The organism is Weissella thailandensis (genome assembly GCF_001932615.1).
Lineage (GTDB): Bacteria > Bacillota > Bacilli > Lactobacillales > Lactobacillaceae > Weissella > Weissella thailandensis.
The window spans coordinates 964,974-988,178 of the sequence record NZ_CP014332.1; the positions used below are offsets into that span (position 1 = coordinate 964,974).

General features: G+C 34.0%; 26 protein-coding genes and 3 pseudogenes. 28 read left to right on the plus strand and 1 reads right to left on the minus strand.

From position 1 onward, the window contains the following. Positions 1-164 precede the first annotated feature (164 nt). From FOL01_RS11315 to FOL01_RS04735, 19 genes and pseudogenes are all read left to right on the plus strand, one after another. Positions 165-257, plus strand: coding sequence for a putative holin-like toxin (locus FOL01_RS11315; protein ID WP_257787098.1), 93 nt, complete (start codon positions 165-167; stop codon positions 255-257). A gap of 643 nt (positions 258-900) precedes the next feature. Then, on the plus strand, positions 901-1,089 hold the full coding sequence (locus FOL01_RS04650) for a helix-turn-helix transcriptional regulator (RefSeq protein WP_075269570.1): 189 nt from the start codon (positions 901-903) through the stop codon (positions 1,087-1,089). 9 nt (positions 1,090-1,098) lie between these two features. Next, a complete protein-coding gene (locus FOL01_RS04655) occupies positions 1,099-1,512 on the plus strand; it encodes a hypothetical protein (RefSeq protein ID WP_156834989.1) in 414 nt (137 codons plus the stop codon). A gap of 166 nt (positions 1,513-1,678) precedes the next feature. Continuing rightward, a complete protein-coding gene (locus FOL01_RS11515; protein ID WP_222610182.1) occupies positions 1,679-1,795 on the plus strand; it encodes a putative holin-like toxin in 117 nt (38 codons plus the stop codon). Positions 1,796-2,086: 291 nt separating this feature from the next. Then, on the plus strand, positions 2,087-3,295 hold the full coding sequence (locus FOL01_RS04660) for a UvrD-helicase domain-containing protein (RefSeq protein WP_075269572.1): 1,209 nt from the start codon (positions 2,087-2,089) through the stop codon (positions 3,293-3,295). Between the two features lie 12 nt (positions 3,296-3,307). After that, positions 3,308-4,069: a 3'-5' exonuclease gene (locus FOL01_RS04665; protein ID WP_075269573.1), complete on the plus strand. Its 762-nt coding sequence runs from the start codon at positions 3,308-3,310 to the stop codon at positions 4,067-4,069. A gap of 189 nt (positions 4,070-4,258) precedes the next feature. Beyond that, positions 4,259-4,563, plus strand: a pseudogene (locus FOL01_RS04670) (Y-family DNA polymerase); the annotation flags it as partial. An 18-nt stretch (positions 4,564-4,581) separates the two neighbouring features. Beyond that, positions 4,582-5,103, plus strand: a pseudogene (locus tag FOL01_RS04675) (IS30 family transposase); the annotation flags it as partial. Between the two features lie 558 nt (positions 5,104-5,661). After that, entirely contained in the window at positions 5,662-5,898 is a 237-nt protein-coding gene (locus FOL01_RS04680) for a helix-turn-helix domain-containing protein (protein WP_075269576.1), read from the plus strand. A gap of 1,016 nt (positions 5,899-6,914) precedes the next feature. Further along, complete coding sequence (locus tag FOL01_RS04690) at positions 6,915-7,142, plus strand: hypothetical protein (protein WP_075269578.1); 228 nt, start codon at positions 6,915-6,917, stop codon at positions 7,140-7,142. Positions 7,143-7,155: 13 nt separating this feature from the next. Next, entirely contained in the window at positions 7,156-7,476 is a 321-nt protein-coding gene (locus FOL01_RS04695; RefSeq protein ID WP_075269579.1) for a hypothetical protein, read from the plus strand. A 20-nt stretch (positions 7,477-7,496) separates the two neighbouring features. Further along, positions 7,497-7,916 carry a single-stranded DNA-binding protein gene (locus FOL01_RS04700; RefSeq protein WP_075269580.1) on the plus strand — a complete coding sequence of 140 codons (420 nt, stop codon included), beginning with the start codon at positions 7,497-7,499 and terminating at the stop codon, positions 7,914-7,916. Between the two features lie 9 nt (positions 7,917-7,925). Then, on the plus strand, positions 7,926-8,942 hold the full coding sequence (locus FOL01_RS04705; protein WP_075269581.1) for a hypothetical protein: 1,017 nt from the start codon (positions 7,926-7,928) through the stop codon (positions 8,940-8,942). A 309-nt stretch (positions 8,943-9,251) separates the two neighbouring features. Beyond that, a complete protein-coding gene (locus tag FOL01_RS04710; RefSeq protein ID WP_075269582.1) occupies positions 9,252-9,563 on the plus strand; it encodes a hypothetical protein in 312 nt (103 codons plus the stop codon). A 10-nt stretch (positions 9,564-9,573) separates the two neighbouring features. After that, a complete protein-coding gene (locus FOL01_RS04715; RefSeq protein ID WP_075269583.1) occupies positions 9,574-10,362 on the plus strand; it encodes a DNA/RNA non-specific endonuclease in 789 nt (262 codons plus the stop codon). Then, the gene (locus tag FOL01_RS04720) at positions 10,362-11,042 is read left to right on the plus strand and encodes a hypothetical protein (RefSeq protein WP_075269584.1); all 681 of its coding nucleotides are present in this window, start codon (positions 10,362-10,364) and stop codon (positions 11,040-11,042) included. Before FOL01_RS04715 ends, FOL01_RS04720 begins: the two co-directional genes overlap by 1 nt. Then, entirely contained in the window at positions 11,035-11,373 is a 339-nt protein-coding gene (locus tag FOL01_RS04725) for a hypothetical protein (RefSeq protein WP_075269585.1), read from the plus strand. Before FOL01_RS04720 ends, FOL01_RS04725 begins: the two co-directional genes overlap by 8 nt. 1 nt (position 11,374) lies before the next feature. Further along, the gene (mobP2, locus tag FOL01_RS04730) at positions 11,375-12,844 is read left to right on the plus strand and encodes a MobP2 family relaxase (protein ID WP_075269586.1); all 1,470 of its coding nucleotides are present in this window, start codon (positions 11,375-11,377) and stop codon (positions 12,842-12,844) included. Between the two features lie 394 nt (positions 12,845-13,238). After that, positions 13,239-13,642: pseudogene (locus tag FOL01_RS04735) on the plus strand (aldo/keto reductase); the annotation flags it as partial. 91 nt (positions 13,643-13,733) lie between these two features. Here FOL01_RS04735 and FOL01_RS04740 read toward each other — a convergent pair. Continuing rightward, positions 13,734-14,501 (minus strand): tyrosine-protein phosphatase, encoded by a 768-nt coding sequence (locus FOL01_RS04740; RefSeq protein ID WP_075269587.1) that lies wholly within the window; start codon positions 14,499-14,501, stop codon positions 13,734-13,736. Between the two features lie 187 nt (positions 14,502-14,688). Here FOL01_RS04740 and FOL01_RS04745 point away from each other — a divergent pair, with 187 nt between their 5' ends. The 9 genes from FOL01_RS04745 (at position 14,689) to rfbA (ending at position 23,205) form a co-directional block, all read left to right on the plus strand. Beyond that, a complete protein-coding gene (locus tag FOL01_RS04745) occupies positions 14,689-15,567 on the plus strand; it encodes a YveK family protein (RefSeq protein ID WP_075269588.1) in 879 nt (292 codons plus the stop codon). A gap of 18 nt (positions 15,568-15,585) precedes the next feature. Further along, entirely contained in the window at positions 15,586-16,332 is a 747-nt protein-coding gene (locus FOL01_RS04750; RefSeq protein ID WP_075269589.1) for a CpsD/CapB family tyrosine-protein kinase, read from the plus strand. Positions 16,333-16,351: 19 nt separating this feature from the next. Further along, complete coding sequence (locus tag FOL01_RS04755; protein ID WP_075269590.1) at positions 16,352-16,963, plus strand: sugar transferase; 612 nt, start codon at positions 16,352-16,354, stop codon at positions 16,961-16,963. Continuing rightward, positions 16,960-17,718, plus strand: a complete 759-nt coding sequence (locus FOL01_RS04760; RefSeq protein WP_075269591.1) for a glycosyltransferase family 2 protein — start codon at positions 16,960-16,962, stop codon at positions 17,716-17,718. Before FOL01_RS04755 ends, FOL01_RS04760 begins: the two co-directional genes overlap by 4 nt. Positions 17,719-17,819: 101 nt before the next feature. Continuing rightward, positions 17,820-18,989, plus strand: coding sequence for an O-antigen polymerase (locus tag FOL01_RS04765; protein ID WP_237342657.1), 1,170 nt, complete (start codon positions 17,820-17,822; stop codon positions 18,987-18,989). After that, positions 18,986-20,266: a lipopolysaccharide biosynthesis protein gene (locus FOL01_RS04770; protein ID WP_075269593.1), complete on the plus strand. Its 1,281-nt coding sequence runs from the start codon at positions 18,986-18,988 to the stop codon at positions 20,264-20,266. Before FOL01_RS04765 ends, FOL01_RS04770 begins: the two co-directional genes overlap by 4 nt. Further along, complete coding sequence (locus FOL01_RS04775) at positions 20,259-21,047, plus strand: glycosyltransferase family 2 protein (RefSeq protein ID WP_075269594.1); 789 nt, start codon at positions 20,259-20,261, stop codon at positions 21,045-21,047. Before FOL01_RS04770 ends, FOL01_RS04775 begins: the two co-directional genes overlap by 8 nt. A 21-nt stretch (positions 21,048-21,068) precedes the next feature. Continuing rightward, positions 21,069-22,235 carry a nucleotide sugar dehydrogenase gene (locus FOL01_RS04780; protein ID WP_075269595.1) on the plus strand — a complete coding sequence of 389 codons (1,167 nt, stop codon included), beginning with the start codon at positions 21,069-21,071 and terminating at the stop codon, positions 22,233-22,235. Between the two features lie 91 nt (positions 22,236-22,326). After that, positions 22,327-23,205, plus strand: coding sequence for a glucose-1-phosphate thymidylyltransferase RfbA (gene rfbA, locus FOL01_RS04785; RefSeq protein WP_075269596.1), 879 nt, complete (start codon positions 22,327-22,329; stop codon positions 23,203-23,205).

The following is a 23,205-nucleotide window of genomic DNA, read 5'->3' on the forward strand; positions in this document are numbered from 1 at the left end:
TTAAAAAGTCGTTAAATCCGTTGATATAACAAGGGTTTAACGACTTTTATGATATAATAAATTTATGGGTTAAAAGGCGGTGGCTAATCTTTCCGAAAGGGGTTGATGCCTATGGACAAGTGTTCGTAGACTTCAAAATCTAATGAAAGGAGGATTAGCTGAACATGTTTGTTCACGATGCAATATCTTTAATGATATTGTTCGGGAGCTTTTTGTTGGCATTGTTGACATATATCGACAATCACAACAAAAAGTAAGACAAACTAAAAACCGCCCTTAACTTTAGCGAGTGAGGCGGTTTAAAATATATATTTTATACAGCCACCGTTGAAGTAGCCCAGGCCTCGTGTTGGTAGCACGGGGCTTTTTTGTTTACAACTAAATTATAGCATGACTTGTTTTATTGACCAAATAATAGCCTATATTAAGACTAAAGTAATATGTAGCCTAACTCTATGTCGAAGTTAGGAACCTTAACACATTCAATAGTTTGTCGTATCAATAGCGCAAGGAAGGTGTCAAGACGATCCTAATGACCAATAGGGGAAAAGTGAAACTGATCAACCATTTAAAAAAGATAAGCATGGTAATTTTGAAAAAATCCGTCATGCTAATGGTATTATAATAAATCCAAGGATAATCAATAAAGAAATGACGTAACAAGGAAAACAAGAGATTAAACAAATGCATCGGAAGGTACAAGACATGGATGATTTGATTTCACAAAATATCAGTGATGAGTCATTATCTCGGCACATTTAAAATTGCTAGATATATTCGTTAAAGTTAATGATGGAAGCGTTCGCAAATTTATTCCAAGGCATTTTTGACATGAAATGAAAATGATGTAATATATAAATTACAAAGGTAACATATATATTACTTTAGAAAGAGGATTTGATGAAAAATAATGTAAAACAAATTCGAATATCCTCGTCTATTACACAGAAAGATTTAGCAAAAATGGTTGGCATAACAAGACAGACATTAAGCTTAATAGAAAAAGGACAATATAATCCGACTTTGAAGTTAGCTATTGGTATTGCGAAGTCTTTAAATGTAACACTTGACGATTTATTTTGGAATTAGGGGGGAACTATGAATAGAAGGAAAATGGATGAACGCTTAAAAGTTAGAAAAACTAAACTAATCTATTATGTTGCTATAATTCAAAATATAATACTAGCTGCAGAACTGATTTATGAAGCAGTGTCTGAAAGTAAGCCGTTGCGGGAGGTAGTTACTTTTGATAACCCTATGGCAGTTATATTCTTAATTTTTTTCATTCCAGTTTTGGTTATTTCACTAGTCTATGGTGTAAAAAATGACGATGATGATAGAATTGGCCATTTACCTATAATAATTTCAACAATTATTTTGACTGGTCTATTTGCCGTTATTATGTTCCTAATTGATGGATCAATCAGTGCTAGTATGGGCTTAGTGATTTTGATTGTGGGTATCTTTTTATTTCTTTTTTCTGAATTCATTAATTTTTATAGGGAAAATTAATTGATTAGATGTCGTGCAAAATAAGCTAGGAGTAACTAGACTAGCACAATCTAAAGTCTTAATATATACAAATTAAAAATGCGTTGGCTAATTTTCCGAAAAGGGGTTGATGCTATGGACAAGTGTTGTAAGCTTCAAAATCTAATGAATGGAGGATGAGCTGAACATGTCTGTTCACGATGCAATATCTTTAATGATATTGTTCGGGAGCTTTTTGTTGGCATTGATTGATAATCACAAGAAGAAAGGCAAATTAAAAACCGCCCTTAACTTTGACGAGTGAGGCGGCTTAAAACTTATTTTGAATCAGCCACTGTTAAAATAGCTGGGCCTCGTGTTGGTAGCATGAGGCTTTTTCTTTACGTTCAATATAGCATGTTAAGCTAAATCTGATTAAAACTTGGCTAATTTATTGAATCTAGTTTTGAAATCCAATGGTTTATTTAAATAGTTGTGACTGTATGTACATGGTCTATTTTTATACCCACGTATATATTAGTCAAAATATAAGTCTAGTAATTATTTAGTTTTTATTGATAATTAAACTAAGCAACTAAAAGGGGAGTCTAGTTTGATGACAATATTGATTCAAGAAAAACACTATCTTAAACGGTTAGCCAAGTATATTCATAATCGAAAAAACAAATTAATAGCCGAATTTGCTGACAGAAACCAAAAGACAATTAATGATAAACGTGATATTTATCAAACTATAAGTACAAATGATTTAGCCGACTTAGCATTTAGACGAACTGAAAATGAAAAGTCTATTATCAGAATGGAAGATAACCAAAAAGAAATATTAAAGTTGCAAGCAATTGAAGATTCACCTTATTTTGGTTATGTTGAATTTTGTGAAGATGGAGAATCTGAAACGGAGAGTATTCATATAGGATTTCAAGGAATTACGACATCACAATACGAATTTTTAATTTATGATTGGCGCACACCAATTGCATCACTTTATTACGATTATCCAGTTGGTAGAGCAAGCTTTTTTGTGCCAAGTGTTAATAATAAAATAAGCGGATTAAACAAGTATAAAGCGCAAATTATCATTAAAGATCAAATTATTCAAAAAATTTTACCCACTACTGATACGCCGAATGAAGATGCTTTGTTATATGAATTACAACACTCAACTTCTTCAAAAATGAAGAATATTGTTTCTACCATTCAAAAAGAACAAAATGATATTATTCGTTTAGAAACAGGTAAGGATATAGTTATCCAAGGTGTTGCAGGATCTGGTAAGACATCTGTGGCGCTACACCGTATAGCATATCTGCTATTTAAAAAAAGAGGTACTCTAAATGCCGAAAACTTTTTGTTACTAGCACCTTCAAAAGATTTTACCGAGTATATTAATAATGTCTTACCTGAAATGGGTGAAGATATGATACCTGTTAAACAGTTAGATGATATTGCTCTTGATAATCTGACTAACTCTTGGAAAAAGAAAAGTGAGGCAAAATCAGAGTATATCTATCGTATAAATCATGATCGACAGTATAGAAAACGATACATTGGTAAAAGTAACCAAGACGTCATTAAGATTATGAAACAATTTAAAGAAACAATTGATGAAATTAATTTTAATCCACAAGAGATAAAAACACCAACTGGTATGATAGATATTGATCAAATAAATTATCTACATAATCAAGTAAAAGGTTTGCCAATTAGAGAAAGAATCAAGGTATTGACTAACATTCTATTTGAGAAAACAAAAATGAATTATCCAAAGTCGAAACATGCTGAGTCACGTGCACAGTTAAAGTAAGTGATAACAAACATGTTTGTAAATCATAATTTAGAGCAATTATGGCAGAGTTTTAAAAGTTATGCAGGTCAATTTGGGGTGGAATTTGTTAATAAAAAAATTGAGTACGGGGATATCTTCCTGTTAGCGATTTTACAATTAATGTTAACTGATGCCAAAAAGTATTCGGATAGTATTAAGTACTTGATTATCGATGAAATGCAGGACTACTCGGTTGTTCAATACTGGTATATTAATCAAATTTTTTCTAAAGAACAAAAAATGATTCTAGGAGATGAGAATCAACAGTTACTTCCAGGTGGAAGTGATGTCATGCAGATACTCTCAATATTTACTTCGGCTGAAAAGATGACGTTGGAGACTAGTTATAGATCTACTAAAGAAATTATTAATTTTGCTAACGCGTTTACCAATCATAAATTACAAGCTATTAATCGTTCAGGTGAAAAGGTTCAAAAGATAGGTAACCTAAACGAGTTGAAAAAACATCTTTTAAAATTAGATGTTAAGAATCAAACAATTGCTATTGTTTATCCTATCAGTTGGTCAACGGCAAATGTAAATCATTTAGAGCACATGATTAATTCTAATAATGGTAATATCAGTATTATAGATACTGCTGTTGCCAAAGGTTTAGAGTTTGATTGTGTTTTTATGGTGGGGTATTTTGATGACTCGAAGGAGACGTTAGTTAGTCATAACGAAATTTATGTAGCTGCTACCAGAGCTACAAAAGCACTTTATTGGATACCAAATGAAAGTGATTATGAATAAATTTAATATGATTCCTCAAAGAAAAGTTTGCAATGAAATTAAGATCCTCATACTACGGTATGAGGCTTTTTATGTTAATCATGAATAAGATTATTTGATATAACGCATAAATAATTGATTTACAGAAAATGATATTAGGCTTAAACTAACATTGTTAGGAAATAATAAATTATCTAATGAGGTATTGTGATGGATGTACAACAAGTGACAAGCAATGAACTAAGACGAAAAGTGATGGCTATTGATTCCAAAAGCTTTTATGCCAGTGTTGAAAGTGTTGATTGGGGCTTAAACCCGCTGACTTCGTTGTTAATCGTGATGAGTCAACAGGAAAATACCAATGGTGGGTTGGTTTTAGCCGCGTCACCACGGGCAAAAAAGAACTGGGTGTTAAAAATGTGATGCGTCAACGTGATGTACCAGTTGATGATCAGCTATTAATTGTGCAGCCACGGATGAATCGATATATTGCGATGAATAAGAAAGTTGATGAATAAGAAAGTTAATGATATAAAGTATTTGGTCATTGGGAAATGGACGGGGTTGAAGGGCCAATTAATGATTCATTATTAGTGACGTTCGTCGAGCGAAAAACCCGGTTTCAAGTGGCTTTAAAAGCGAAATCCAAACGAGCAGTCGACATTTTAAAAGTGGTGATGCAATTTAAAGACCGTTTTGGCCCTTATGTGAAATCAATCACATGCGATAATGGCTGGGAATTTGTGAATGGTTTGGTCACCAAATATATTCGCCAGTATTTAGGTGATTTGTATATTGCGAATAGTTACGCACCGTATGAACGTGGCACTAACGAGCGCACCAATCGTAATCTACGTGCCAAATGGTATTTTCCCAAAGGCACACGCTTTAGTGATGTTAGTCAACAGCGTGTGGATCAGGTGGTTAAGGAAATCAATAGCAAACCGCTAACACACGCTAATAAACAACAAAAATCACCACAATATTTGTTTAAACGGGCAACTAAGCATTTAAGACAACGCGGACAACGGCCAAGTCAATTAGTGGCTAGTTAATCAAAAACGACTCAGAACGTAGCTAAAACAACACTAAGATAAAGAACGCCTGATTAAAAACTGCATTTTGATAAGGTGGTATTTGGTGTGTCTTAAAATAGTTTCTGGCGAGTCGCAATTAAAAAGCGTACCGAAATTAGGTTTAAAAAGAAAAAAAGCGCATTAAAGAGAAAAAATACCAGTAAAGATTCAAAAAAGACTCAAAAAATGTTGCAAAATGACTTTTGTTATAAAAATGTAAAAAAATGCCGGTAAAACTGGTGCGATAACGTTTACAGTACATAGAAAAAGCCATCAAACAAAGCAACGTTGCATCAAATGCTTGACAGTATTACGTTTATATTTAAGGCAACAAGAGACATGGAACCCTTGGTATTACAGGGTTTGTAATCTTGCTGCCAGTGAAAAAAGTGGAGCAGTTAATGCTTCTACATAACTGATAGCAAAGTCCCTTGTTAAATCATAGGGGCTTTTTTATATGTCCTGATGCCGATGTGTTCGGTTTATTTTTTGGGCTGAACGTATCGAATACAATACTTATAGAAAGGAGGCTTGCCGATGAGCTATGTTGATGAAAAGACGTTAGCTAAGGCATTTCGAGAGTGGCGACGAGAAAATCAATATTCGATGAGAGCAGCTGCTAAAGCGGCTAACATGACCGTACCAGCCGTTCAACGAATTGAACAAGGCGCAATTCCTGAATTAAGAAATCTGCAACGAGTTGGGGCAGTGTTTCATATGACAGGTGGTCAAGTATTTGATAAATACTTTAGCGATATACAAAAAGATCAATAACCTAAGATAACATCACATCGACCAAAATGTAGGATGTTATCAAAAGCTATTGATCTTTCAAATTTAAATAAAATACCCTCTGTTGTTAATGGTACTGGCATACCGTTTGGAACAGATAGTACAAATTGCATTTTTGTAAAAACGATAAAAATGTAGTTGGTTTTAGTGCGCTCTTTTTGACTAAACCATACGTTTATCAGTATAGCATCTTTTGTGTTACTTGTGAAGATATGACCCAAGCCATATCTTGTGGCCATAAGCATTCGGGAATGCCATTACTAATGTCCACAGAGGGGGTGTAGTAACGTTTTTTTATTACACCAACATTAGCCCGAAATAGTTACACAATGCGACGTCGTAATCCTGTATGGGCAGTTGGAGTTCGCATCGCTCACACGTCGTCAGAAGGGTGCCTGAGAACGACGTAGCGGGCGTTTAAAGTAATGTGAAGTTAATGATATTCACTGGTGGTGACAACCATGTAAATGCACAAAAAGGTCAGGGTGGACGTACTGAAAATGGCGTCACACGGCAATCACAATTGATTCATGGTGCTTAGTTCATAATTCGACCGTTTAACTCGAAATGATGTTGTGATTGTGGCTGGGCAGTGCTGGCTTTAAACGTGTGCCAATTCTTGTAATTGGACGACAAAACAGTGATTTTGATCACTCTGATCGAGGTTAGTGTTTTGTTGGGATAGCTCGCTTTAAGGGCGAACTCTCCTAACTAACGCTACGCGTTGTTTTGATGAGTTAAGCACCGGTAGATAACATGAAATGCTTCACCAAATAATGAAAGCTTTGTCGTTAAAGTGAGTAGTTAAAGAGGAGAACAAGGATGTTAGCAAATGATTTTTTATTGAGTCAAAGAGTAAACAAGAGATATGACAAATTAGTAGATATTTTGTGGAGTAAGTGGTTGCTAATTGGTTTATGGCAACGGACTTTCATGAAATGTCAGAAGGGGGCTGTATTAAGTGGGTTTAACGCAGCAGAGCCAGGGAGGTAACGAGGATGGATTTTAAATACATTGCAGTTGATCTAGTGCGTCAACGTATTTTAATAGTAGCTAATTCAATGGCAGAGCTTAATCGATTTATTTTGTCTCAAAGAGGTCAAACGGTTATTCAAAAGCAGGCAGTTTGGATCTATCGAATTGATAGTCAAACGTTAAATCAAGTTCAACAAAAGATGGCACAAACCGGTGCATCATTTGGTCAGTTAGTGCGTCCGACCGAATAAACGGGGGTAGTTTATGTGGGAACAAATGGAGTTGCCGTTGTTTGTTGATGAACCTGAAACCAATATTTATTTTGCTAGGTGTTTGCAAAGTGATGGTTTAGTTGGTGTGGGGCATTTTGTCAGCGTACTAGATAAAGATGAGATACTTGTGGGGCAAGTAATGGTAGCAAAAGATGGTCAATTATTTGTTATTGAAGATGCAGCAGTTGATGAACAGATTTCGTATAAAGATTGCTTAGTTAAGGTAATAAAAACATCACAAAATTTGGAACAGTTTCTAGTAGAAAAGTTGCAAGGTGGTTGCGATGATTTAGAGCATCTTTTTAATAAGTAGGAAGAAAGCAGGGGTAAGTTATGCAAACAAATATTCATGTTGGTCGGCTTGTAAAAGAGTTTGAACTACAAATAGTTGGTGAACAACAAGACATTAAAATGGTGCGATTTGGTTTAGCAGTACAACGTTATTTAAGTAAAAAAGCTCGTACGGATTTTATTTATTATGTGGCATTTGGTAAGACTGCTGAGATGCTTTATCAATATGCAAATAAAAAGGGTGTGCCAATCGAAGTACAGTTCAATATACAGAGTGAAGTGTATGAAATAACAGAGGGACAATCACAATATCGGGCAACTAATGTGGTCACGTCATTCATGCCGTGGACGACGAAACAATCTGAAAAAGAGATAGCTAAAAATGACGGTATGGTTGATGGAAATGAGTCGACTTTGCAAGGACTAAATGGTTTAACAGATGAAGATTTAGAGATTAGGTAGGAGGCTTTAATGCAACATGTCAAAGTGAAGTATAGCGAAAAGCCACACTTGAAAGAAGGGGCTGGATGGTGGAGTAGAACTTGGTATAACTGGCGAGTATGGCGTGGTAACCACAAATATAATCGGTATGATCAACAGCGAAAATCAGTGACAATTAGGTTGCTTGGTTTACTTGGAATTGGTGTTGCAATCATTGCTTATTCAATGATCATGCCGCGTCCATCAGGTACCGTTTCAACTAAGCTTAATCAGGAAATGGCATTCGGCAATCAAGGGGCAAATGTACAGCTGACAGAGAAAAGTTTTAATGAAGATTCTGGGTTACTTGAACTCCATTTTAAGTTTACTGGTAATAACAATGAATCAACTTTATCAGGTATTAACATGAAGCGTTATAAGCTTTCATTTGCAGGTGATCGTTATATTCAATCAGGCCAATCTGAGTATCATATTATCCCAACGTCAGCGAATACAATGGTTGTTCAGTTTGAAAAATTAAAGACGAATTTCCAGGATGTTCGGGTCTTGTTTGAGGATAAAACAGTTGATACTGCGGACATAAATATTGCAACTAATGAGAGTGATAGCTCAGTGAAAAAGACACAATCAAGTGATCAATTAGCAACAGTGATTGTTAATAACGATGATCAATTGCACATGAATAACAAGCTCGATGTAAAGAGTAAAAAGCAGTTAGTAATCGCACAAACGAGTGACAATATTCAAGAACAACAGCGACACATTAAGAAAGATAAAGCAGCAATTAAAAAGTGGCAAACAGCTATTGATGAACAGGAAGAAAATGTTAAATCAATCCGTGTACAAATGAAAGATATGACAGATGATGAACAAGATCAAGCAAGCGAATCAATTGAAACTTATGAGTCGAAAATAACAGACTTTAAGAAAAATATTTCTAACGCTAAAGAAGATATTTCAGACGAAAGAAATAAGATTCAACAATTGGAAAAACAAAAAACAAAGCAACAAAATGGACAGTTAAATGTCCCCAAGTTATCTGAATAAAAGCTTGCGGAATTGACTAATAAAAATGACAATTCCGCAACATTTTTACCTAAATCAGGAGGGTATCACTAGGGTAGCCAGAGGGTTACCAAAGGTGTAGCTATGAGGGTAGCTTTAGGATAGGCGAGGGGTTACCACTAGGGTAGCCAATGACAATGTTTCCAAGGTTTATGAATCCCCGCACAGCGGGACTCCAGAACAACGTCCTGGGATTACCCCTTAACCTGTTAATTATTATTGGTTTATTTTATTTATTATTTTGTCTTGGAAAACAATTCTAATATGCGCATTGAAGCGGAGGTATAGTTTATGGCAAACATTATTCAAGTAGAAGGATTATCTGAACATATAATTAAAGTGTTAAACGATGAATCAGAACGCAATAATGTTTCACGTAATGCACTTTTACAAATTATTATAGATAACTTTGTACAGAACTTAGAACAAGCAAATGCTACTGAGATTTTATTAGAACCATTGCAGGATGTTACTAAACAGTTAAATACGTTGACTCATGCAACGACTGAATCACAACATGCCATTTCAAAAGATTTAATGACATTAAACGATTCAATTAATCGAATGATCCAATATATGTACGACGATTCTTACGGCAGATAGGGAGGTCAGCATGTACAGTTTTCATCATCGTTGGATTCGTCGATTTAGTATCATTTTTGTGATTGTTTTGGCACTGATCATTTTTATAAAACGTGATGCAATTTTAGATAAAATTTTTAATCGCGTTGGAGAATCTAGTGCTGCACCTGTTGCTAAAAATATTGATAATCAATCTAATGACTTAGCTGCAAAAGATTACACGAACCAACAAACAATTCCAGTTGCAAATAATCAACCCGACTTTAAACAAAGTGAATTAGAAACACAAAAAGGGGGTTGGTTAGACCTATCACGACGAGATTGGTTAGGTCGACCAAATCAAGCTAATGCCATGTTAGATAAATCGCGAATGCCAACCGAAAAAAGAAAACGATTAACAGTTAAAACGCCTGGCTATCATGTTTATAAATTTAACCAGACCGGGCAGGAAAACTATCTTTATAATCGGTCACATTTAATTGGTTATCAGTTATCTGGTTTAAATAACGATGCCCGCAATTTAGTTACTGGAACGATGGCATTTAATGCGACTCATCAATATGATCAACAACAGTCAATGGAGGATTACGAGAACGCAGTTGCTGATTATTTGAAACAATCATCTAAACATTTTGTTCGTTATCAAGTAACAGCATTGTATCGAAATGTGGAACGTGTCCCACGTGGTATAGAAATGCAGGCTCAGTCAACTGGTGATGATAGTATCAAGTTCCATGTGTATGTATTTAACAGTCAACCAGGTTGGCAGATTAATTATTATACTGGAACTGCCTTACAAGAAAATGGGGAGAGTAAATAATGCAAACATTAAGTGAATTTCGACAAAAATTAAAGCGTAAAAATCAGAATCGTTTAAAGTATTTAAAAAAGAAATTTAAAAATTATTCGGATGAAGATTTAGATCAACAAGTAGCAGATGAAGTCCATGGCATTATCAATGTTTCGGAAATTTTAGATTACAATCCTACTGACGAAAAGTTATTAAAAAGACAGATTGCTATTAAAACTAGCCGTCAGGAAGTGTGGTATCGCAATGCAATGTCTACTTGGTTATCACAGCATCCAGAGGTCGGGGTAAGTGGTGAAAATAATGCGGGCATGTATCGCTTTGCCTTTACTTTTTTTGTTAATCAAGTCATTCTAAATCCAAAGAATAATAATCTATCGTACGGTGACTTACTGAAAGCAATGGACGAAATAAATGATGTCGATCCAATGCTGAATGAAATTAATTACCAGATGAAAGATTTAAAGGAAATTGCATCGTTTACAGCAGCGATGGAGTATTTAGAAAATGTCACGTCATTTGGCCCAGCTCGTCAACTTGATGATGTTATACAAACAGATATTCGATCAGAGTTAGATGATTCTAATCAATATGCGAAAGACTTTGCTGCTTATCAAGAACGTCGTAAGCAGGATCTAGCTCATAAACAAAAACGTCGTAGTAATGAAGGATTGGAGTTTAAACATGACTAAAACATCATTTGATTTACAAGCAGCGTTGGAAAAGTTACATGAAGAAGATTGGTTGCATCCAGAAGAAAAGGCTTTTAATGATGCTGATGATATTATTGAATCAGAAAAAGATAAAAAATATCAACAAAAGTATTATTGGGTGGCACAATTTTCACACATACTGATTAATCAATTTGACCAAAGTAGCCGTGCTTGTTCACGTATTTTACGGCAGTCGGATCATAAATATATTGCACGTGCGATGGAACGCTTTCCAGAAAGTGACTTTGATAATTTATCAGACATTCAAGAAGCTTTGGATACGTACTGCAAGGAGCAGGGGGTGAAATAACATGGCAAAAACGGGGGGCTTTGCTAATTTTGCAACCGGCGAAAAAAAGATCGGTGCTGTATTGTTACCCACACACTTTACAACGGCATCACAAGCAAATAAAGAAGGTAAACAATTTGGTAATTTAGTTCGAACGTATGCGGCAAAAAGTTCTAAAGTCATGGATGAAAATAATCAGTCACTGGTGGATGTTACTGATGCGGAAATGACCTTAACAGCTAATGATAGCTTTGGATACAGTTCTCGCTTTTCGGCAACGGGTGACGAACACCCATTATTTGATGGGCAGACATTGAACATGACTGACGAGCAGATGGATCGTCTAGAAGATCGTTTAAATACCGCACAGAAAAATGGCAATGTCTTACATGAAATGGCTTTTTCGATGCGTGGTGATTGGTTAGTTGAAAATGGCTTATATGATCCAGAAACTAAGCAATTAGACCAAGATCGATTAAAGCGTGCGGAACAGCATATTGTACAAGATTTATTTGATAAAGGTGGGGCGCAGCCGTTAGGTGAAAGTCCAGATGATGTTATTTGGTTTGGCGCTGTCCATCAAGATACAGATCACTTAAATATGCACATTTGGTATGTTAAAGAATCTAAAGAAACACGACCTAGTATGTTGCATCAATCCGGTGAACCCAAAGGGGTGATAGACTTTAATGTTAAGAAACAAGCAGAGAGTAAATTTCGCTATGAATTAGAATCAGATGCTACTAAAATTAAACGCGCTGATGTCTATGAAGCGGTGGGCAATTATCGTAGCAGCATTAAAAACGATACGTTATCTAAGTTAGATGAAATACATCGTTACACGGCCGACCTTCAGAAAATTTTTGAGGTGTTACCACAAGACTTACGGGGCCGTTGGAAGGCTGGAAATACTGACAGTTTAGTAACTGATGACTCTAGCCGAATGGCACCAGCTAATCGGCAAATGAATCAATTAATTAGTAAGATGCTAGAACATGAATTAAAAGATGAATATCAAGCTTTTCAAGCAACAGCACAAAAGATGGATTCAATGATGACGGAAACACATGGTCAACAGCATCAAGGTCAGCTAAAGTGGTCAGAAAAACAAGACAATCGCTTACGAAAAGAATTAGCTAACGCGATTTATCATCAATTCAACGAAAATTTTAAAGAAAATCCTAATGACCAACAAAGAAAAATTGCCACTGATCAACCATTTCAAAAAGATAAACGCGGTAATTTTGAAAAAATTCGTCACGCTAATGGTATTGATAATGAATCCAAGAATAATCAACAAAAAAATGATGGTAACAAGAAACGGATGGTGCATGACAAAGCAGTCGCCCCTATGGGAAAGATGAATAAAATTGCCAAGAAAATGACGCAACAAGGAAAACAAGAGATTAAACAAATGCATCGGATGTTAGAGGAGATGGATGATTCGATGTCACAAAGTATTAGCGATGAATCATTATCTCGACACATCTAAAATTGTTATATATTTACTTAAAAATCTTTTTCGAAAGTGTTGATGTGTTCGTAGACCTCAAAATTTAACGAGAGTAAGGTAAGCTAAATACGTCTGTTTTTCCAAGTAATTTCCTTGATAGTACTATTTGGGAACTTCTTGTTGACGAATATTGGTAATCACCATAAAAAGTAAAACAAATGAAAAGCCGCCCTTTGCTTTGATGGATTGGGGTACACCTCAGGTATGGCGGTTTTAATAATTAATATAATATATTAAGTTAGCTATCGTTTCAGTAGCCAAAGCCTTGTGTTGGTAGCATGAGGCTTTTTGTTTACAAGTAAATTATTTTAATAACAAAGGTTGCAGACTATTTTTGTGCTTTTAACCTTTATCGGTTGCTAATCAATTATAATTTGGGGTGATGCACACGGTGATGTTCGATGCAGGTCTGCATTTTAATATTTCAGATGCCCGTTCAGTTGATCATGACGGTGGTATCTTACCTTATTCACAATTAAAGATATGACGATTCAAGCTTGGTCACCATTCCAATACGGTATGTTTGAAGGTCACTTTGTGGATAATGACAAGTTTCCCGAGTTGAATGCAAAATTACAAGAAATTGCGGATAATCATCAGTCAACTAAGAATGGGATTGCTGTTGCATTCATTTTGACAATGCCGGCAAATATGCAGGTTGTTTTGGGTTCAATGACACCAAGTCGATTGACAGAAATGATTGATGGTCGTGATGTCCAATTGACGCACCAAGAGTGGTATGACATTTACTTTGCAGCAGGGAATGATTTACCATAAAAACGGGCTATAACTATAATATAATATAATAGAAAATATAATATCGGAAAACCAGATGCTCGTCACAGCATCTGGTTTTTATTAATCATATTTAATATGCAGAGAAAAATTTTTTCTTTTTAATGGGTGTTTCGTTAAATCTGACTAATGGATCACCATTGATTAATGCTTTGGCATTGTCATCAAATGCATGACTACGACGTGAACCATATTCTTTTTTTAATTTAGCAAAGGCATCACCCATTTCATAAGTTCTATCAGGTAAGTGGTGGGCATCAGAAGCAATTATCTGAGCCAGTCCATTATCTAAAATATCTTCTGAAAATCGTTGAACAGCTTTACCAAAGGTACCAACATATGAACTAGCAGTTACCTGGGAATAGGCACCATTATTAATCATGTCGTAAAGCAGTTCAGGATGGGCCATTAATTCCGTGTTGCGTTCGGGATGAACAATCACCGGTGTTAAACCACGTTCCTGTAAGTTAAATAACATTTTTTTTGTGAAAGCAGGTACATCATGAGATGGAAACTCAATGAGGATATATTGCCCCTGCTCATCCGTGGTTAAGATATCATGGTTATCAATTAATGATAGTAAATTTCCATTAATACGGACTTCTTGCGAAGGAAATACAGTGAGAGGGATTTGATTTTTATCTAATTCAGCTTGAAACCAGTCCGTTAAATCTATGACATTGTTGGCATGATTAATGTAGTGTCCATTCATATGATGTGGCGTTAATAAAGCGTGCGTAATGCCATCGGCCACTGCATCACGTGCCATTTGTAGCGAAGTGTCTAAGTTTTCAGATCCATCATCAATACCGGGTAATAGATGGCAATGAATATCAATCATAGTAATAATCCCTTCCTTTTTGTTATTAAGATTAGTATAGCGTATTTGAAGTCCTTAAAATATAAAATTTCATAAATTTGGCTGTGTCAAATTTATTTAACCTTAACTTAAAAAATAGTATACTTAATTTTGAACTTATACTAAACTAAGATAATAGATATAAGAATAATGGATAGGTGGATGTTTTATGGATAACATAATCGATATTAAGCGACTATGGTTAATTTTACGAAAAAATATGCTATTGATGATTGTATGGGGAGTTGTTTTTGCTGGTGCAGCCTTTGGTATTTCAAAGTTTGTTATTCAACCAGAATATAGTTCATCCGTAGCGTTATTGGTTAATCGGAAACAGGACCAGAACGATGGGGCACAATTTCAGAATCAACAAGCTGACGTACAGATGATTAATACATACAAAGATATCATTACTCGTCCGGTTATTCTGGGAACAGTTGTCAAAAATTTAACAACAACTAATAAACAATTAATCTCAAAAGCGCAGCCTGCAACGTATAAAAAGTTAGCTGATGGATCAGAGGTTATTGATAAGCAAGCCAAGCCAGCCGAATATAAGGTGGTTGATGCGAAGTATGATAAGTCCGAAATCAATAAAGAGAACTTGTCTAAAAATATTTCAGTTTCTAATCAAGAAAATTCTCAAATATTTACAGTTAATGTAACCTTGGAAGATAGTAAATTAGCACGTGATGCTGCTAATGAAATAGCGGAGGTTTTCAAGCAAAAGGTTTCATCAATTATGAGTGTGTCTAATGTTTCGGTTGTCTCAAAGGCAGTCAATAATAAAACTCCAGTATCACCAAACGTTAAGTTGATAACTTTAGTTGGCTTGATTGTTGGAATTTTTGTCGGTTTTGTTTGGGGTCTAATTAAAGAATTGACAGATCGTACGATAAAAGAGGTTAGTTTCTTAACAGATGAATTGAAATTAACTAATCTCGGACAGGTTAACTCAATTGGAAAAATTAAGAATATCGATGAAGTTGTTAACACCGTTCCGAAGAATGAAAAATCAAGTCGTTCACGTAGTAGTCGTCGAATTTAAAAAAATTAAGAGGTTGTTATGGGGTTATTTAGGAAAAAAGATGGTAACAAAGATACCAGGACACAAGATAAAGGTGCATCGTTAGTTACGGTTGTTGAACCTAAGAATGTTATTTCTGAACAATTTAGGACATTGCGAACTAACATTGAATTTGCAGGTGCATCGTTAGAGACATTACAAGTTGTCATGTTTACTTCTGCAGAAATTTCTGATGGAAAAACGACAGTATCAACAAATACGGCAGTTACCTGGGCACAAGCTGGTAAGAATGTACTATATGTGGATGCCGATATGCGGCGTTCAACAGCACAGTCAACATTTAAGGTTTCCAATGGTCATGGGTTAAGTACAATTTTATCATCTGCTGAACAGCCTAAGGATGTTGTCCAAACGACTTTTGTTAAGAATTTAGAGGTATTAACGGCGGGACCTACACCACCTAATCCAGCGGAATTGCTTAATTCAAAACGTATGGCATCCTTAATTGAATGGATGCGTAATAATTATGACATTGTTGTTTTAGATGTACCTCCAATTATGGCAGTGTCAGATGCACAAGTATTGTTGCCGTTGATTGATGGTGCCGTTTTAGTTACGATGATGGGCAAAACTATGAAGGCCTCTATAAAGCGAACGGTTGAAACACTTAGGTTAGGGGAAACCAAGATTTTGGGTGTTGTTGAACGTATTAAGAACGATAAAGATGATATTGGATATGGTTATGGGTACGGGTATGACGGGTACGTAGGTACGAAAGATAAATAATCATACAAGAGGAGTATGTATGTATAAAGGTATTAAGGTGATAATAGATCAATCCTCAGCTTTATGCTTAGGAATTATTTTGTTATTGCCTATGGGCATAATTGCAATATTAGTAAAGGTAACGTCTAAGGGACCAATTTTATTTAAGCAAGAGAGATACGGTGTTTACTCTAAAAAATTCGTGATTTATAAATTCAGAACAATGTATGTGGAGGCTCCAGAGGTATCCAATCAGGAATTTAAAAATCGTAATGATTTTTTAACTCCAATTGGAAGGATATTAAGACATCTATCCTTAGATGAACTACCACAAATTTTTAATGTGATTAAAGGCGATATGAGTTTTATAGGTCCCAGGCCTTTAGCAGAAAGTGATGTAAACGTCATTAAAATGCGTGAAAAAAATGGAGCTAGTCAGGTTAGACCGGGTATAACGGGGTTAGCCCAAGTTAATGGTCGCAACAATATTACGGATGAAGACAAGGCAGCTTTCGATGGAACTTATGCAGAAGGGCTTTCTTTAAATACTGATTTAAAAATTTTGTTTCGTACAATTTGTAATGTTTTGTTAGAAAAGGATATTGATAAGGACTCAATTGACTTAAAGAATAAGGGTGAACGTAAATTATGAATAAAGAACCTTTAGTTAGTATTATAATGCCTCTATTTGAGACTGAAGAATATTTACAAGAAACAATAGATTCAGTATTGGACCAAGTATATAAAAATTGGGAACTTATTATAATTGATGATTGTTCAAGTGATAATTCTTTCAAAATAGCATTAGATAATTCAAAAAAGGATGAACGAGTTAAAGTATGTCGGCAGAAGAACAATTCAGGTGCTGCCGAGGCTAGAAATAAAGGGGTGAAAATTGCTCAAGGTAGCTACTTGGCGTTTTTAGACAGTGATGACATTTGGGAGAAAGACAAATTAAATAGACAAATTCATTTTATGATGGAAAATAATGTTTATTTTACTTGTTCATATTATGGAAAAATTGATGAAAATAGTCAAAACTTAGGTATTATAAAGAAAACTCCTAGTGAAATGGACTACAATCAATTATTGATTGATTGTCCAGGTAATTCTACTGTGGTATACAATGTAGCAAAATTAGGGAAAACATATATACCAAATATAAAAAAAAGAAATGACTACTTAATGTGGTTAAAAGTTATAAAAAAAGTAGAATTAATTTATACTTTACCGGATGTACTGGCATATCATAGAGTTAGGTCAGGATCTATCTCTCGGAATAAGTTAAGTTTAATAAAATATCATTGGTATATATACACGAAGCTGGAAAAAATTGGGTACATCAAGTCTTTTTGGGTATTGAGTATACTAATCTTACGGGGTATTAAGTTTAAACTGATTAAATAAAAAAGGAAAGAATATCAATGCAGGTTTTTGTAGCAATTTGTATTTTAATATTGATGTTTATTAGCATCATAATCAACAGAAAAATTTTGCATAGTAGTTTTATGGAACCTACTTTTCTGTTTTCAAATATATGGTTATTTTTTTTGTTTTCCAGTTTGGCTTTTGTTAAATTTGAATACAATTACCATGGAGTTTTTTATATAACGTCACTTTGTTTGGTTGGGTTTGTATTAAATTTATATATAGGGAAAGTAGTTGGTGAAAATGTAAAAAAGAAAAACTTTATAGGATTTAATATACATAAAAGTAATTTTATTTTACTTGGTGTCGTTTCTTTAGGGATGTTAGTACCCTTCTTAAATATTCGATTAAATGGGTTTTCAATCAGCAGTTTTTTAAGCTTTGATGATTTTTTAGAAATGAATAACCAAATGGCCGTAAATAGGTATAACGGAGCGCATAAAACCAGCACTGTTATGCAAATTTTGATGGTATTCGAATATCTATCCCCTATAATCGGAGGGTATCATTTTGCATCTGTAAATAATAAAAAAAATAAGCTATTAGGTTTATTAGGATTTTTGCCTGCATTATCGAATATTTTGGTTCAGAATACAAAGAGTGAATTTTTGAGTAGTATGTTCTTCTTTGTGTCATCGATGATGATTGCTAATGTTTATTTAGGTAAAGATTTTCGTATAAAATTTAGCAGTTTGGTTAAATGGACTTTAACACTTTTGGGTGCATTGTCAGGTTTGATTCTAACAATGCTATTTAGAATTGGAGAGATAACTTCACAGAATGTTCATACTGTATTAAATAAATTTCTAATATATGCTTTTGGCCATGTTCCCACATTTGATTATTGGTTAGGAAATTACCATGAAACATTTGGTCATGGACTAGGAATAAATACCTTTATAGGTATTTTTAATTTTTTGGGTATTTCAACAAGGATAAGAGGGGTATACTCTGAATATATTATAGTCGAAGGATTCCCAGCAAATATTTACACAGTATTTAGGGGATTGATTGAAGATTTTGGCGTGATAGGGTCCTTTATATTTTTTTCGTTTATTATGGGAATTGTAATATTTTCGTACTACTCATTGATTAAAAGAAATAACATATACTTATCATCGTTTATATTATTGAATGGTTATTTTTTTGTTTTTTATGGGTTTATTATTAGTCCATGGAGTTATATGAGCTATATATTGGCGATGTTTTTATTTTTACCCTATTTAATTATTGTGAGGTCGTCTAAGTGAATAATGTAAAAGATAGTAGTTTTATTAAGGATATAATTATTACGTTTTCGGGGCAGATTTTTGTTCTATTATCTAATTTTTTAATCAATAAAATGGTGGCTATTTTTGTTGGAGTAAACGAATTTGGAGTATTCAATATTGCCAAGAGATCTGCAACAGTTATCGGTTTCTTCATTTTGCTAGAATTGGGGATCAGTATTCCAAGATATTATTCGTTGTATTTAAAAAATAACCCTAAAAAAGCCTACGAATACTATCAATTAGGTATCTATATACTACTAACTATGGCTGTTTTTATTTCGGCTATAATATTTTTTAATCAGGAATTGGTGGCTTCCTATATTTTTGGAAGTAGAGTTTTTTCAAAGTATATAATTCCATTATTAATTTATTCTATTGGAATAGCTGCCAATACTTTTATTTTTTCTGCTTACCGTGGAGAGGAACGCTTCTATACTTATACTGTTATACAATTATTGACTCAAGTTATAAATGTCATAATAGTTTATATCGCTAAAGATGATGGGATTGAAACTATATTAACGGCTTGGGGGTCTTCAAATATATTATTAAGTATAGTATTTATGTGTTTATTTACTCGTCTGAATTCAGAATTTAAAACATTTAAAATTGTTAATTTATATAGCAAAATAAAAGAATTATTGATTTATGGAATTCCTAGAATTCCAGGTGAGATTATACAATTTTCTTATTATTTAATTCCATTAATGATAATAAATCAAAGGTTTGGAAAGCTTTCTTCAGGATTTTTTGCTGCATCTACAGGTATACTTCAAGCATTTTTACCATTGTTTAGTTATGTAGGAATCGTTTTACTACCAAAGGTTAGTAAAGCATTGATGGAGAAAAAAATGGGGTTAGTGAAAAAACAAGTTAGATATCTATCTATTTTATACCTGTTATTTTCATTCATTGTAGTTTTTTTTGGAATCATCTTTTCAAAGCAAATAATGCAGATACTATACTCAAATGAGTATACAGAACAATTAAATATAGCGAAGATTTTATTAATAACATTAATTCCAAGAGCCCAATTCTTATTATTGCGCAATCCAATAGATGCGATTTCCGTTAGGCCAGTCAATACAATTAGTTTATGCTTATCATTTCTTATAATGCTATTGATAATGTTCTTTTCGAATAGCGTTACATTAATGGCATGGTCTTTTGTAATTTCAGATTTAGTACTTGCGGTATTGAGTATGATTTTTTGGAGTTTTATGGTAAATAGAAAATCGGGAGCAGAAAATGAGTAATAAGGCAATTGTGTTTATAGTTTTGGTTTATGGTAATTATTCGGATTTAGAAAGATTTAATTCATCGATCCCCTTTCAGTCTAATGACTTTAAAGTTATTGTTGTTGATAGCTTTAAAGATATGAAATCAACAGAGGAAGGGGAAAAAATTGCTCATAAAATTGGAGCAGATTTTATTAAAGTACCTAATAAAGGGTATGGAGCTGGTAATAATGCGGGAATAAATTATTCACAACAATTTCAATATGATTATTTATTTATTTCTAATCCAGATATTGAAATAAATAACTTATCGCTTAATGAAATCGGTGATGATGAGATTGTAGGTCCTAAGGTAGTAACGGATTCGGGAAAGAACCAGAATCCATATTATTATAAGAAAGAAAAAATAGGATTTAGGCTATTGAAAAGGTATGCTTATTATGACAGGTCGTTGTGGTACTATACGTATTTGATAAGCAATAAAATTTCAAAGAAGGTTCAATCTCTATACTCTAAGAGAAAACAGGGAAAATTACCTGTTTATGCATTACATGGTTCCTTCTATGGTATGAAGAAGGAAACGTTGCACAAATTGATGCCAGTTTTTGATGAACGTATGTTTTTGTATTCTGAAGAAGATCACATTGCAGAACTGGCAAAGAGTAAAGATGTTACGATGATGTACAATACTAATTGGAGTGTATATCATCATGAGGATGGAAGTGGCACTGTAAAGAACAAAGCAAAAAACAAACTGATACGTGAGTCATTAAAAGTTTTTTTTGAAAATTGGGATTAATATTATAATAAGGAGTTAAAAATGAATATTACAATTGCTGGTACGGGCTATGTGGGGTTGTCGTTGGCTACATTGTTAGCACAACATAATAAAGTGATTGCTAAAGATATAATACCTGAAAAGGTCGATTTAATTAATAATAAAATTTCACCAATTGTTGATGCGGAAATTTCCAATTTTTTAAAAAATAAAAATCTGGATTTGACCGCAACATTAGATTCAACTTTTGCTTATAAAAATGCAGATTTAGTTATTATAGCTACACCTACAAACTATGATGAAAAAGTAAATTATTTTGATACATCTAGTGTCGAAGAGGTAATTGACGAAGTGTTAAGTTTGAATCATGATGCTTTAATTATTATAAAGTCAACTATACCTGTTGGATTTACCGAATCTATGAAATCTAAGTTTGGAACAGATCGTATTATGTTTTCCCCAGAATTTTTGAGAGAGGGTAAAGCGTTATATGATAATTTGTATCCTTCAAGAATTGTTGTGGGTGAAAGTGTTGAAAAGGGAGGCATTTTTGTAAAATTACTACGCGATGCAGCCATTAAAGAGGATATACCTGAGTTTTATTTAACGAGTACAGAAGCAGAAGCTGTAAAGTTATTTTCTAATACCTATTTAGCTATGCGAGTGTCATATTTTAATGAATTAGATTCTTATGCTGAAGTGAAGAACATGAATAGTAAAAATATTATTGATGCTATTAGTGCTGATCCAAGAATTGCAAAAGGGTATAATAATCCATCGTTTGGGTATGGGGGTTACTGCCTTCCTAAGGATACAAAACAATTATTGGCAAATTACAAAGAAGTTCCTAACAATTTAATTAAGGCTATTGTTGATAGTAACAGTACTCGTAAAGATTTTATTACTAAACAAATTTTGGAAAGGAAGCCTGATGTTGTTGGTATTTATAGATTAACTATGAAGGCAGATTCTGATAATTTCAGATATTCTGCAATTCAAGGGGTAATGAATCGACTTGATGCAGCTGGAATTACAATGATTATTTATGAACCAACATTAACAGAGAATCATTTTAATGGAATAGATGTTATTTCTGATTTAGTAGAGTTTAAGCAGAAATCAGATGTCATCTTAGCAAACAGATTTTCAGAGGATTTGGAAGATTCGAGAGAAAAGGTGTATACAAGAGATATTTATCGATATGAATAAAAATTTCATATTTTTAACAACTAGTTTTTTAGGATTACGATTTGTAATCTATATTTCAAGTCGTGCATTAGTACAATAATAGGAGTCTACTATGAAGGGGATTATTTTAGCTGGAGGATCAGGCTCTCGGTTATATCCAATAACGAAAGCAACCAGTAAACAATTAGTGCCAATATATGATAAACCAATGATTTATTATCCAATGTCAGTTTTGATGTTGGCAGGTATTAAAGATATATTAGTGATTTCTACTCCTGAGTACCTTGGACAATTTAAAGACTTATTTGATAATGGTCAGGAACTTGGATTGAATATTCAATACGCTGTACAAATGAAGCCACGTGGATTGGCAGATGCCTTTATTGTCGGAGCTGATTTCATTGGTGATGAGACGGTTGCTTTGGTACTAGGTGACAATATTTTTTATGGTGCAGGTTTGTCCCAACAATTACAAGATGCCGCCTCTAAAGAAAAAGGGGCAACGGTTTTTGGCTATCAGGTTAAGGATCCGGAGCGTTTTGGAGTTGTTGAGTTTGATGAAGATGGTAAAGCACTGTCAATTGTTGAAAAACCAGAACAACCAAAGTCTAATTATGCTGTAACGGGGCTTTATTTTTATGATAATGATGTTGTGGATATTGCTGCAAACATAACACCATCAGCTCGTGGGGAAATAGAAATTTCCGATATCAATCAGGCCTATCTTGATCGTGGCGACCTAGATGTTCAAGTAATGGGACGGGGTTATGCGTGGCTGGATACTGGGACGCATGATTCGTTATTGGAAGCTTCTTCTTTTATTGCTACTATTCAAAAGCAACAAAATTTAAAAGTAGCTTCACTAGAAGAAATTTCTTACCGTATGGGTTATATTGATGTCGAGCAATTAGAGGCTCTAGCACAATCATTAAAGAAAAATGATTATGGTCAGTATTTATTGCGTATTGTTGCTGAAGAGAGGGAAGTATAA